The 13,125-nt window shown below is 68.2% G+C and carries 11 protein-coding genes; 7 read left to right on the top strand and 4 right to left on the bottom strand.

Translation table 11 applies throughout. The annotated features are described in order from the left end of the window. The first annotated feature begins 305 nt into the window (after positions 1-305). Genes ABZX86_RS08950 through ABZX86_RS08935 form a run of 4 tightly spaced genes read left to right on the top strand, consistent with a single transcriptional unit; the run spans position 306 to position 5,065 of the window. Positions 306-1,310 (top strand): LLM class flavin-dependent oxidoreductase, encoded by a 1,005-nt coding sequence (locus ABZX86_RS08950; RefSeq protein WP_355122585.1) that lies wholly within the window; start codon positions 306-308, stop codon positions 1,308-1,310. Continuing rightward, positions 1,307-2,515 (top strand): GNAT family N-acetyltransferase, encoded by a 1,209-nt coding sequence (locus ABZX86_RS08945; RefSeq protein WP_355121588.1) that lies wholly within the window; start codon positions 1,307-1,309, stop codon positions 2,513-2,515. Before ABZX86_RS08950 ends, ABZX86_RS08945 begins: the two co-directional genes overlap by 4 nt. Positions 2,516-2,543: 28 nt before the next feature. Further along, entirely contained in the window at positions 2,544-3,815 is a 1,272-nt protein-coding gene (locus ABZX86_RS08940) for a condensation domain-containing protein (protein WP_355121586.1), read from the top strand. Continuing rightward, positions 3,812-5,065, top strand: a complete 1,254-nt coding sequence (locus ABZX86_RS08935) for a glycosyltransferase (RefSeq protein WP_355121584.1) — start codon at positions 3,812-3,814, stop codon at positions 5,063-5,065. Before ABZX86_RS08940 ends, ABZX86_RS08935 begins: the two co-directional genes overlap by 4 nt. A 252-nt stretch (positions 5,066-5,317) precedes the next feature. Here ABZX86_RS08935 and ABZX86_RS08930 read toward each other — a convergent pair whose 3' ends face one another. Then, on the bottom strand, positions 5,318-6,058 hold the full coding sequence (locus ABZX86_RS08930; RefSeq protein WP_355121582.1) for a 3-oxoacyl-ACP reductase family protein: 741 nt from the start codon (positions 6,056-6,058) through the stop codon (positions 5,318-5,320). 102 nt (positions 6,059-6,160) lie between these two features. On the opposite strand from ABZX86_RS08930, the gene ABZX86_RS08925 reads away from it, so the two are divergent. Beyond that, the gene (locus tag ABZX86_RS08925; RefSeq protein WP_355122583.1) at positions 6,161-6,562 is read left to right on the top strand and encodes a MerR family transcriptional regulator; all 402 of its coding nucleotides are present in this window, start codon (positions 6,161-6,163) and stop codon (positions 6,560-6,562) included. Here the strand turns inward: ABZX86_RS08925 and ABZX86_RS08920 are convergent. Further along, positions 6,546-7,943 carry a TldD/PmbA family protein gene (locus tag ABZX86_RS08920; RefSeq protein WP_355122581.1) on the bottom strand — a complete coding sequence of 466 codons (1,398 nt, stop codon included), beginning with the start codon at positions 7,941-7,943 and terminating at the stop codon, positions 6,546-6,548. The genes ABZX86_RS08925 and ABZX86_RS08920 overlap by 17 nt on opposite strands. 22 nt (positions 7,944-7,965) lie before the next feature. Next, positions 7,966-9,501: a TldD/PmbA family protein gene (locus tag ABZX86_RS08915; RefSeq protein WP_355121580.1), complete on the bottom strand. Its 1,536-nt coding sequence runs from the start codon at positions 9,499-9,501 to the stop codon at positions 7,966-7,968. A gap of 178 nt (positions 9,502-9,679) precedes the next feature. Here ABZX86_RS08915 and ABZX86_RS08910 point away from each other — a divergent pair, with 178 nt between their 5' ends. Next, positions 9,680-10,630, top strand: a complete 951-nt coding sequence (locus ABZX86_RS08910; RefSeq protein ID WP_355121578.1) for a helix-turn-helix domain-containing protein — start codon at positions 9,680-9,682, stop codon at positions 10,628-10,630. Here the strand turns inward: ABZX86_RS08910 and ABZX86_RS08905 are convergent. Then, positions 10,627-11,394 (bottom strand): TSUP family transporter, encoded by a 768-nt coding sequence (locus tag ABZX86_RS08905; protein ID WP_355121576.1) that lies wholly within the window; start codon positions 11,392-11,394, stop codon positions 10,627-10,629. The two genes, ABZX86_RS08910 and ABZX86_RS08905, sit on opposite strands and share 4 nt — an antisense overlap. A gap of 473 nt (positions 11,395-11,867) precedes the next feature. Between ABZX86_RS08905 and ABZX86_RS08900 the strand changes: the two genes are divergently transcribed. Continuing rightward, positions 11,868-13,121 carry a histidine kinase gene (locus tag ABZX86_RS08900; protein ID WP_355121574.1) on the top strand — a complete coding sequence of 418 codons (1,254 nt, stop codon included), beginning with the start codon at positions 11,868-11,870 and terminating at the stop codon, positions 13,119-13,121. Positions 13,122-13,125 lie beyond the last annotated feature (4 nt).

The raw sequence follows: 13,125 nt of genomic DNA, 5'->3' as shown, positions 1-13,125 counted from the left end.
GAGGGGCTTTTACCAGTGCGAACGGGGCCGATACCCAGGAATCATCGCGCGGCAGGCCACTTTTCGCGGGAACTTCCGGCTGGAAACCGCGTCGGGCGCGCCGCCGCGGCGGCACTGCGAAGGTACGCCGGTGCGCGCGGTGCCCCTGCCGGTGGTACCGGCGGGCGGCGGATATCCGCCCGGTGGTACCGCGCCGCCGGCGAGCTAGTGACTGGGGTATCCGAGCGTTTGCCAAGAGCCACTGCGCATTCAATATTTGCGGGGTGAATTCGACGTCGCCCGTGGTGACCGCGCTCCGATTGAATATGACCAATATCGACGAACCCGCCGCGGGGCATCAGCAGCGGTATCAGGCGGCGCTGGATATGGCCGAGTACGCCGACCGGCACGGGTTCGCCGCCATCAGCTGCGAGGAACATCATCTCTCCGGTACCGGCTGGCTGCCGTCTCCGCTGCTGCTGGCCGCGGCGATCGCGGCCCGCACCCGTCAGGCGGGGGTGAGCATCAGCGCCCTGCTGATACCGCTGTACGACCCGGTGCGGCTGGCCGAGGACATTGCCGTGCTGGACAACCTGTCGGGTGGGCGCCTGGCCATTGTCGCCGGAATGGGTTACCGGCCAGCGGAATACGCCGCCATGGGCCGCGACTGGGCTCGGCGCGGGCAGCTCATGGATACCGCGCTCGAGGTCATGCTGGCGGCCTGGGGGGATGCGCCGTTCGAGTACAACGGCACTCTGATCGACGTCACCCCCAAACCCTGTACGAGACCGCACCCGCTGCTGTTCGTCGGCGGGATGACCGCGGCGGCGGCGCGCCGTGCCGCCCGGTTCGGACTGCCCTACTCCCCGCCCATGTCCATGCCCTCGCTCGAGGCGCTGTACCTGCGGGAGCTGGAGGTGCACGGCCACCAGGGCTTTGTGCACCGCCCCGAACCCGGCAGCAGAATCACACTGCTGCACGAGAATCCGGATGCGGCCTGGACGGAGTTCGGGCCGTACATCCTCAATGAGGCCCGCGAATACGGGTCGTGGCGCCGGGCCGGACTGCCACGCCCGAATGAGGCCTCGGTGGACTCCGTCGAACGGGTGCGAACCCACGGATACGCCGAAATCCTGACCCCCGAGCAGCTTCTCGCCCAAATCGCCGGTGGCCGTACCGAAATCATTGTGAACCCGCTCATCGGCGGTCTGCCGGTGGAGGCGGGCTGGGCCTGCCTGCGGCTGCTCGGCGACGAGGTGCTGCCCCGCATCGAGGCCGCGCAGGACTGCGCACACACCGATTCCCGCACTACGAAAGGCGTGCCCGCATGATTTCCGAGCTCATGTCCTACCGGGAGGGCCTCGCCGTCGACGGCCTGATCATCCGCCGGGCCCGCGAGGACGATTGGGATGCCCTGCGCGACTGCTACTCCCGCGCCTTCGGCGGGGTGCGGACCCGGGACTTCGACAGCTGGAAGAAGCAGTTCCTGCTCAGCGATATCATTGTGGCCGAAGATGTCTCGGATCCGGACGCACCGTTCATCGTCGGCACCGGTTCGGTGATCCGGATGAGCGCCACGGTGCCCGGCGGCGCACAGCTGCAGGTCGCGGCCTGTGCGCAGGGCATGGTCGCCACCACCCATCAGAAGCGCGGGCTGTATTCCAAGATCCAGGCCGAGATGATGTACATCGCCCTGGAGACCGGCGCCGACGTGTTCGCCGCCATGCCGGGACCGGGCGGCAATTACGGCGCGGTCGGGGTGGCCAGCCACACCCGGCATCTGCGCATCGACCGCCGGCGCGCGAAACTGCGTGCGGGCGGCGATGATTCGGCGCTGGTGCGGGAACTGCGCCCCAGCGTGGCCCGACCGCGCCTGCGGGAGATCTACGACCGCTGGCAGCAGGCGAATCCCGCGGCCCTCAGTCGCGGCGAATTCTTCTGGCCCGCGACCTTCGACGACGAATCGTGCGTGATCGTGCACCCGGACGGCTACGTGGTGTTCGATCTGGTCGCCGACACCGTGCTGGTGCGCGATTTCTGCGCACTCACCGTGGCCGCGCACCGCGAACTGCTGCGCTGCCTGCTGGGACACGGTGAGTACAACGAGATCCGGATGGACACCGCGGTGGACGATCCGACACCGCTGCTGCTGGAGGATCCGCGGGTCGCCGCGGTGACCGGCGTCGACACCGGCGTGTGGATGTGGATCCTGAACGCCGCCAAGGCCTTCCGGGTGCGCACCTACCGTGCGGACTTCCACGGTGTGATCCGGGTCGACGACCCGTACGGCATGAGCCCGGGGTTGTTCACCCTCGATATCTCCGACGGTCTGGGGAGCTGGGAACCGGCCCCCGAGGACGCGCAGGCGGATGTACGCCTGGGCCCGGTCGAGCTGGCCAGCAGCTACTTCGGCGCGCATACGCCCCTGGAACTGCACCGGGCCGGACGGATCGAGGAACTCACCGCCGGTGCGATCGCGGCCCTGGATCAGGCACTGGCTCCGATCCGGCGGCCCTTCAATATCACTCCCTTCTGACGATCACTCCCTTCTGACGAGGACACCCATGACGACCCTGCGCCCCGGGCGGCTGACCGCCGCCGCCAAGAAGTTCCTGATGTGGGATCCGAATCCGGCCCTGTTCGGAATCACCATTCCCTGCCCCGTTCCGGTCTCCATGGGATTGGAGCAGGCGCAGCAGCTGATCAATGCGCTCATCGACAATCACGAATCGCTGCGCAGCCGCTACAGCTACGGGATGGAGGCCGCCTGCCTCATCGAGCCGGCCTCCGGCGGAGTGATCGATAGCGCCCGAATCGATGTGCGGACCGTCGATATCGAGAACCTCGACCACAATCTGCTGCCGCAATTGATGGAGGAGGAGACCGCCAAGAGCAATCTGCGGCTCGATCCGCCCTCGGGCAAGCTGGTGACCGCGGCACTGCTCACCCGGTCGGCGGATGTCAATATTCTGCTGCTCACCATCCATCACATCGCCATCGACGGCGTCGCCATGTGGGTGATGTGGGATGACGTCGCGACCTATGTGCGGCAGTGGGAGGCGGGGGAGACCATCGCGCTGCCGCCGGAGCAGACGACCGGCTCGGACTGGGCCGCCTTCCTGGACGAGTACGCGCTGACGCGCACCGCGGATGTGGACTACTGGGTCGGCGCCTCCGATAGCGAACCCAATATCGAGAACCGCCCCGCCACACCGGAATCGGCGTTCCTGGACGGCGTGATCGAAGGCGCGGTCGCGGAACGGCTGCTCGACGAACTGCCCGTCGCGCTGGACTCGTCCTACACCCGGATCCTGCTGGTGGCACTGGGTTTGGCCATCGAGGACGTCACCGGTGTGGCGCGGCCCGTGCAGGTGCAGAAGCACGGCCGCTACAGCCGGCTGCGCCCGGGCACCGACCTGAGCCGGACCGTCGCCTGGCTCTCGGACGACTACCCCTGGCTGGTGCGACCGGTGGCGGGCAGTCACGGCGCCCGCATGCGCGATGCGATCGCCACCTACCCGAAGAATCCGGAGGACTTCACCCTGCTGTTCTGGCATCACCCCGACAGCTGGTCGCGGCTCATCGAATTCAATTTCCCGAAGTTCTACTTCAATTTCCTCGGAGACGTCGGGGTGTGGATTCCGGGCGCGCACTCGCGCGAACAGGCGCGCCTGACGGTGTTCGACCTGAGCATGTTCCTGGGCGCGAGCCAGAACGACGGTGTGCGCCGCGTGCACTACTCGGTGCACTCGCCGGCCGGGGGTATGGGCATCGGCCGGGTGGAAGAGATTGTGGCGCAGTGGCTGTCGATCCTGGAAACGGTGGAGGTGGCATGAGCAGGATCATTATGGCCGGCATCGGCAGCCGCGGGGATATCGCGCCGCTGACCGGTCTCGGACTGCGCCTGCGGGAGGCCGGGCACGAGGTGGTGGTGGCCGCGCACGCGGTCTTCGCCGAACTGATCACCGGGTGCGGACTCGAATTCCGGGAGATGGAGACCAATGTCGACGTCGATATGACCGATCCCGACGTCGACAAGCGCAAGGCCGGGTGGAAGTTCGCCTCGCCCAGCGGTGTTCGGGGCATGGGGGAGGGCATGATCGCCGCGCTGCGCGATGAACCCGCCGATCTACTGCTGCTCACCCAATTGACCGAGTTCGCGGGGTTCGCGCTCGCGGAGGCCAAGGGCATTCCGGCGATCGGATTGCGCTTCCAGCCGATGTCCTCGACCGGCGAGCATCCGCCCGCCTCGATGGGCGCGGTTTCCCTGGGCGCCACCGGCAATCGGTGGGCCGCCGGTATCGGGTCGTGGATCATCAATCGCGTCTTCGGCGGGGTGGTCGCCGGTTTCCGGCGCGAACTGGGTCTGCCGGAGGTCTCCATGCGGGAACTGCGCCGGCGCCGCACAGCTGCGCAGTGGCTGGTGCTGCACGGCTATTCGCCGAATGTGGCGCCGCGGCCCGCGGATTGGCGGCCGGGCCTGGAGGTGACCGGCTACTGGTGGCCGCCCCGGCCTGCGGACTGGGAGCCGCCCGCCGATCTGGTGCAGTTCCTGAAGGCCGGAGCGCCACCGGTATTCGTCGGCTTCGGCAGCATGGTCGACAGCGCCGAACACAGTGCGCGAGTGTCGAAGATCGTGGGCGATGCGCTGCGGCAGGCCGGGGTGCGCGGGATCGTCCAGTCGGGCTGGTTGCAGCTGGAGGTGAGCGGCGAGGACCTGATGACCATCGGCGAGGTACCGCACGATTGGCTGTTCCCGCGCATGTCGGCCGTCGTCCATCACTGCGGCGCAGGCACAACGGCCGCGGGGATCCGCGCCGGGGTGCCCGCGATCGCGGTACCGGTCTATTCGGATCAGCCGTTCTGGGCCAAACGCCTGGCCGAACTCGGTGTCAGCGCGGCGACCATCCCGCATCCGAAACTGTCCGCGGACCGCTTGGCCGCGGCTATTCGCATCGCGACCACCGACACCGGTCTGCGCGACAATGCGACTCGGCTGGCCGCGCGCATCGCCGAGGAGGACGGCGTCGGCGCAGCGGTGAAGATCATCGAGGCGCAGCTCACCGCCGTCTCGAACCCGAAATAGCGGCGGGCGCTCGGCGAGAGGATCTCGCCGAGCGCCCGCTTGCCCGCAACGGCGAGGGCTGCCACTGACTCCGGAACGGCCTGGGCTGCCACCCGACTGCGGAGTGGTGTGGGCTGCCACCCGACTGCGGAGTGGTGTGGGCTACCGCCCGACTGCGGAGTGGTGTGGGCTGCCACTGACCCTGGGGCCGCCTGGCTGGCGGGTGAGTCCGGAATCGCCTGAGCTGCCCGTGTATTCGGACTGCCGAAGTCCTCAGACGGTGTATCCGCCATCGACGGCGAGCGCGGTGCCGGTGATGTAGCGGCCGCCGGGACCCGCCAGATAGGACACCGCCGCGGCGATATCCTCGGCCTCGCCGTAGCGCCCCAGAGCGGTGAGCGAGCGCTGGAATTCGGCGGTATCGCCGTCTGCCGGGTTCATATCGGTGTCGATCGGGCCCGGATCCACAATGGTGGCGGTGATGCCCCGCGGTCCCAGTTCCCGCGCGAGCCCCTTGTTCAGACCGATGAGCGCGGATTTGGCCATCGACTGCAGTACGAAGTTCGCGCCGGGCAGTCGCCCGTTGAAGCAGGATCCGATGCTGATGATCCGCCCGCCCTCGCCCATATGCCGGGCGGCGGCCTGTGCGGCCAGGAAGACCGACCGGACATCCACGGCGAGAACACGATCCAACTCCTCGGCGTCCACCTCCGCGAGCGGGCCGTAGGTGAGGAAGCCCGCATTGTTCACCAGGATGTCGAGGCGGCCCAGCTCCCGTACCGTCTGCTCGACCGCCGCGGCGGCGGCTTCCGGCCGGGTCAGATCGGCCTGGAGGATGATGGCCCGCCCGCCGTCGGCCTCGATCTGCTTGGCGACCGCCCGCGCCTGGTCGGCCGCCTGCACATAGGTCAGCGCGACCGCCGCGCCCTCGCCGGCCAGTCGTCGCGCGATGGCCGCGCCGATTCCGCGGCTGCCGCCGGTCACCAGTGCTACCTTGCCGGTCAGGTCACTCATGATTGCTTCCTTCGTAGACGAGTTCGTGTGTGTCACAAAGGAATACTGAAACCCTTACACTGATGTGAGGGTCAAGGGCTTGATGAGTGAGATGTGGGTTACATGCGAATCGGCGAGCTGTCACAGCGCACGGAAACCTCGCGCCGCCTGCTGCGGTACTACGAGGAGCAGGGGCTGATCTTCTCCAGCCGCGAGGCCAATGGCTACCGCGACTACGACGAGGAACTGGTCGATCGGGTGCTGCAGATTCGCGGCATGCTGGCGGCGGGGCTGCCCACGCGGATCATCAAGCAGATCCTGCCGTGCCTGCTCACCCCGCGCACCATTCACTCCTTCGATGTCACGCCGGAGATGCTGACCACGCTCGAACTCGAGCGGGACAGCATGACCGAGCGCATTCACGTGCTGGAGCGCAATCGCGACGCCGTCGCCCGGTACGTCGCGGAAGTGCGCCGCGTGCAAGCGGAATCGCCGGTTCCCGCCGGTGCTATGTCGCCCGGCTGACCGACGACATGTGGAAGTCCGGGATGCGCAGCGGTGGCATGGCGGTGCGGGTGAACCAGTCCTTCCATTCGCGCGGGAGAGTGATCTCGGTGCGTCCGGCCTCGCTCACCCGGCGCAGCAGATCCAGCGGTGATTCATTGAAGCGGAAGTTGTTCACCGCCGCGGTGACCTCACCGTTCTCCACCAGGTAGACCCCGTCCCGGGTGAGACCGGTGAGCAGCAGGGTCGCCGGGTCCACCTCGCGGATGTACCAGAGGCAGGTGAGCAGCAGCCCGCGTTCGGTATTCGCGATCATCTCCGCGAGCGAGGCGTCGCTGCCACCGGTCATGAGCAGGTTCTCACCGGGAAGCGTGACGGGAGCATCGAATTCGGCCGCCGTGGCGCGCGGGTAGACGAGTGATTCGATGACACCCTCGCGCACCCAGTCGGCGCGCCGGGCGCTGAGGCCGTTGTCGAAGACCGACAGCGATTCCGAGGACGCCGGGGTGGCCACGAACGGGCGGTACTCCAGACCGGCCGCACTCGGATCGGAGTAGAGGGTCAGCGGAATATCGCTGAGCCGCTCACCGATTCGGGTGCCGCCCGCGCGGGAGAGCGCGGTATGGCCCTCGTGCGCACCGCGGCCCTCCATGGTCCAGGACAGATAGATCATGAGATCGGCGACGGCCGAGGGCGGCAGCAGCGTCTCGTAGCGGCCGGCGGGCAGTTCCACCCGGCGCTTGCTCCAATCGAGGCGGCGCGAGAGTTCGGCGAGCAACCCTGGGACATCGACATTCTGGAAGTCGCTGGTGCCCGTGCCGACCCAGGCGCTGGCCAGCTCCTCGCCGGAACCGCGCTTGCCATTGATCTCCACCGACCCGGTGGGCTGCACCCAGCGCCGCCGAATTCCCGTGGAGGTGCCCAGCCAGGTGGAGTGCACCTGGTGATGGGCGAAACCGTAGAGCTGATCGGCGCCGTCGAAGCCGGGCGCGAGATCGCGTGCCAGCTCGGCGAATACCGCGATATCGGTGGCGCCGGGCGCGCCGTCCCACGCCAGCGTCCAATCCAGGGTGGCCTTGTCGATAGTGTCCGGATCGAGCAGTGGCATGGCATCGCGCGCCGGTTCGGCGGTGCGCGCGGCCTCCTCGCTGGCGCGCACCACGGCCTCGATATCGGCCGGGTCCACACTCGTGGAGCTGACGCTGCCGACGCGGGCCGCACCGGATCCGTCGCGCAGCACCGACACCACCGCCCAGTCCCGGGCGACCGAGGAACCGTTGGTGGTCATGGAATTTCCGGCCCAGCGCAGGGACGCCTCGTGCGCGTCGGTGACTATGACCATGGCCTCATCGGCGCGCGAGGACCGCAGCGCGCGTTCGACGACCTCGGGGGCGGGGAGCACACTCATCGTGTCGGTCCTTTCCTCACTGCCCGGCTTCGGCGCGGGTATTGAGAATATTGATGCCGCGCACCAGGACTGATGGGCAGCCGTGCGAGACCGCCGCGACCTGGCCGGGCTGTGCCTTACCGCAATTGAACGCGCCGCCGAGCTGCCAGGTGGACGGGCCGCCGACGGCCTCCATCGATCCCCAGAAGTCGGTGGTGGTGGCCTGGTACGCGACATCCCGCAGCTGTCCGGCGAGCTCGCCGTTGCGGATGCGGAAGAAGCGCTGGCCGGTGAACTGGAAGTTGTAGCGCTGCATATCGATCGACCAGGATTTGTCGCCGACGATATAGATGCCGTTCTCCACCCGGGAGATGAGCTCGGCGGTCGAGGTATCGCGCTCGGGATCGGGTTGCAGTGACACATTGGCCATGCGCTGGATCGGCACATGGTGCGCGGAGTCGGCGTAGGAGCAGCCGTTGGAACGCTCCAGGCCCAGTCGCGGCGCGAACACCCGATCGAGTTGATAGCCCACGAGTGTGCCCTCGCGCACCAGATCCCAGCGCTGCCCGGCCACGCCCTCATCGTCCCAGCCGACGCTGGCCAGGCCGTGCTCCTGGGTGCGGTCGCCGGTGACATGCATGATCGGCGTGCCGTAGCGCAGGGTGCCCAGCTGATCGGGGGTGGCGAAGGAGGTTCCGGCGTAGGCGGATTCGTAGCCGATCGCGCGGTCGTACTCGGTGGCGTGGCCGATGGATTCGTGAATGGTCAGCCACAGATTGGTCGGATCGATGACCAGATCGGTGGGTCCGGCGGTGACGGTGGGGGCCTTCACCTTCTCGGCCAGCCACTCCGGGATCTGCGCGAGTTCGCTGTGCCAGTCCCAGGTTCCGTCGGCGCCGGTCACGTACTCCCAGCCGCGCCCGGCGGGAGCGGCGAGGGTGCGCATGGTTTCGAACACGCCCGCCGAGGGGTCGACGGTGATGGCCTCCAGCTGCGGATGCAGTCGCACCCGCTGCTGGGTGATGCGCGAGCCGAGCGTGTCGGCGTAGTAGGTCTGCTCCTTGACCTGCAGCACGGTTGCCGTCACGTGATCCACGCCGTCGGCGGCCTGGAGCCGCTCCGAATAATCCAGCAGCAGTGCCACTTTGTCCGGTGTCGGGACCGCGAAGGGGTCGACGTCGTAGGCCGAGACGTACTCGGCGTCGACGTAGCGGGGCTCGTCGGCGAGCTCCACCCGCTCGCGATTCAGTGCCCGCAACGTGCTGGCAACCGTTACGGCGCGCCGGGCGACCTCCACGGCCGCCTCCGGAGTGAGGTCGGCATGGGAGGCGAAACCCCAGGTGCCGTCGACGATGACGCGTACCGCGAAGCCGAGATCGGTGCTGTCGCGCACCGATTCGACGCGGCCGTCGCGTACTCGGATGGACTGCTGCGCAAGTCGATGCACCCGCAGATCGGCATAGTCGGCCCCGGCCGCGCGCGCCGCCGACAGGGCGGCTTCGGCAAGCGCTGCCAGGGGGAGTGCGCGGAACTGCTCGTCCACGACCTTGGTTGCGATGCTCACCCGGACCACGCTAGAGGGTGGCCCAGGTGCCGATCAACAACACGCTGCCGCACTATGGAATTCGCACGGTGCAAACCTGCACACGCTGCAACGATGCACGAAGTGCGAAGAAGCACACCAGGAAACGCACGCGACAAGCCCAGTACATGCCACGTTTTCGGGCTCGAATGCCGTAGCGTCTGCCCGCGTGCCGCCATCCGCGCTTCGCGACCGCAAACGAGAACGCACCCGCCGCGCCCTTTTCGAGGCCGCCGTCGAACTATTCGAGGCCAGAGGCTATGACGCGACCACCGTCGCCGATATCGCCGCCGCGGCCGAAGTCGGGACCAGAACCTTCTTCAACTACTTCGCCAGCAAAGAGGAACTGCTGTTCCCCGAACCGGACGAACGGGTCCAGTCGGCGGCGCAGGCCATCGCCACCAGACGACCGGGCGAACGACCGGTCGAGGTGCTGCTGCGCGCGCTGCGTGCGGCCGGTGACAATCCGGGAGAACACCGCGGCGACGCCCTGCCCGCCCGCATCGCGGTACTGCGCGCCCAGGTGTCGCGCACGGTGCCGGCGGTGAGCGGACGTGCCGCCCATGCGCAATTGGCCGCGCAGCAGGAGATTGCCAAACATTTGCGGGCAGCCTTTCCGGAGGAGCTCGACGAAGTGGGTTCGGCCGCACTGGTCGGCGCTGTTGTCGGCGCGGTCTCGGGTGCGCTCACGGTGCTGTTCCAGACCGGCGCCATCGACGATCCCGAACTGCTGCAACGCAAAATCCAGGAGACCACCTCGAAGGTGCTGGCGCCGTGGCTGACTGCGCCCGCGGACGCCGACGGCAATCGTGGGATCCGGGCGGGCAGCGCGGAACTTTCCGTCGTACCCGACAGTCCTGCGGGCCGGATGGTCGCCGCGCCGCGCGAGACGGCCGCCGCCCCGCGTGAGACAGCTACGGCCCCGCGTGAGACAACCGGTGCGCCGCGTGAGGCCGCTGCCGCCCCGCGCGAGGCATATGGGCTGCCGCGCAATGATGTTCCGGTCCGGCATCTCGGTGCGGCGGTCCTGCGGCGCACCGAGACGTTCCACGGGGAGCGTGCCGAGTCCTATCGCCCCGAGGAACACGAGCTACGCACGTCGGAAAAGTCTCTCGTCTAACCGAATTGCTGCCAGCCCAGTCGAATCACCATGGCCACCACCACAACCAGCAGCACCACACGCACGAAACCCGCGCCGCGGGCCAGGGCCATGCGTGAACCGACCACGGACCCGGCGACATTCGCGACCGCCATGGACAGGCCCAGCCCCCACAGCACATGACCGGTCGAGGCCAGGAAGATCAGCGAACCCAGATTCGAACCACAGTTGATGACCTTCGCCATCGCGGCGGCGCGCACGAATTCGGTGCCGAGCAGGGTGGCGAAGGTAATGATCAGAAAGGTCCCGGTGCCGGGGCCGAGAATGCCGTCGTAGAGGCCGATCAACCCGGCGGCCAGGCCCACCACCAGCAGGGTCTTGCGCCGGGTGGGCGGATGGGTGGCCATGGTGAGGCCGATCGCGGGCCGCAGCGTCACGAAGATCGCGACCCCGACCAGCACCACCATCACGATGGGTACGAAGTACTTCCGATCGATGAGCCCCACCGCCGCCGACCCGCACGCCGCCGCGATCGCCGCGAGCACCGCGCCCGGCAGCAGCAGTTTCCACCGGATGGGCACCTTCCGCGCGAAGGTGATCACCGCCGCGCTCGTCCCCGAGAACGCCGCAATCTTGTTGGTGCCCAGCGCCGTCTGCGGCGCCAGCCCCGGCAACACCACGAACAGCATCGGCAACACGATCAACCCGCCCCCGCCCACCACCGCATCGACCCACCCCGCCGCCGTAGCCGCACTCAGCAACACCGCCCAGTCACCCACACCCATCCCGCGACCCAATCAGACCGGACACCACCCGGCAAACCGCGCACCCGCCCACGGTGATCACCGCCGAGCTGTCCGGATCGCGCAGCGCGGCCGCGTCCCGCAGCCCTGACCCGGGTTGCGGCGCATAGGCGAACGCTGTGCGATCACATACGCCGAGCTGTTCGGATCGCACAGCGCGTGTCCGCGTCGCGCAGCCCTTGACCCGGGTTGCGGCGCATAGGCGAACGCTGTGCGATCACATACGCCGAGCTGTCCGGAGCACAGCGCGTGTCCGCGTCGCGCAGCCCTTGACCCGGGTTGCGGCGCACAGGCGAGCGCTGTGCGATCACACACGCCGCGTTTGTTCGGATCGCACAGGGTGTGTCCGTGCAGCTCTGGCAGGGGTTGCGGCGTATTGCGGGGCGCTGTGCGAGTGTTGCCGGTGTCACCGACGCGGGGCGGGCGGGGGCTGGACTGGGCTTTAGGGTGGGGAGATGCGTCGGTTCAGTCTGTGGCTGCGGGGGAAGCCGCTCATCGCCGATTCGATATTGGCGCTGGGGCTGCTGATCATCGATGTGCTGGCGGTGAGCGAGAGCCGGCACAAGATCACGTATCTGGTGCTGGGTGTGGCGCTGGTGCTGCCGATCATCTTCCGGCGGACACATCCGCGGGCTGCGGCCATCGTGCTGGTGGTGCTGTCGATGAGCACCAGTCTGGTGCACGGCGCGGGGGATGACACGGCGGTGCATCCGGCGCTGCTCGGGCTGGGCATCATGCTCTACACGCTGGTCGCGTATGTGGGCCGCCGCGAAGGACTCTGGTATCTGGGCGCGCTGCTGCTCGACAGCCTGCTGTCCTACGCGATGATCGGGAAGCCCGGCGGCACGGATATCCCGTTCACCGCGCTGTATTACGCCCTGTGCTGGACCTTCGCCGAATTCGTCGGCGCGCGGCACGCGTACGACAATGAGGTCGCCGCGCGGCTGGCCGTCGCCGATTACGACCGGGAACGGCGCGCACACGACGCGGTGGCGGCCGAACGCACGCGCATCGCCCGTGAGCTGCACGATGTGGTGGCGCATGCGGTGAGCGTCATCATCGTGCAGGCCGACGGGGCGCGGTATGCGCTGCGGCATGATCCGGATTCCGCGGAGAAGGCGCTGACCATCATTGCCGGGACCGGTCGTGATGCGCTGCGCGAACTGCGCCGCACCGTCGAACTGCTGCGCATCGAGCATGCGCCGGAAGAACTTCCGCAGCACGGCACCGCGGGCATTGCGAAAATGGTGCAGATGATGCGCGATACCGGGCTCGAGGTGACCCTGGAACTGCGCGGGGAACTCGATACCGTCAGTCCGGAGGTCAGCCTGGGCATTCACCGGATCGTGCAGGAATCGCTGACCAATACCCTCCGGCACGCCGGTCCCGCGCCGCGCGCCCAGGTCCGGGTCGCGCGCGGTGCTACCGAGGTGCTGATCGATATCGTCGACTTCGGCGGCACTCCGGCCGCGCCCGCCGCCGATTCGAGTCCGTCGGCGTGCGGGCCGGGAGTGCCGCGCAACGGCTCGGGTGCGTGGGTCGATGGACCCTCCGGTCCCGAAGCGCGCATCCCCGGCAGCGGACTCGGCCTGGTCGGCATGCGCGAACGCATTGCCGTGCTCGGCGGCACCCTCAGTACCGGCAAGAACGCCACCGGCGGCTGGGCCGTGCACGCCGGCATCCCGCTCGACCGCACCGCCGGTGAGTGAGATT

The organism is Nocardia sp. NPDC006630, assembly GCF_040611495.1.
Lineage (GTDB): Bacteria > Actinomycetota > Actinomycetes > Mycobacteriales > Mycobacteriaceae > Nocardia.
Note: the sequence above shows the minus strand (reverse complement) of the source record. Positions and strands in the feature narration are given on the sequence as shown.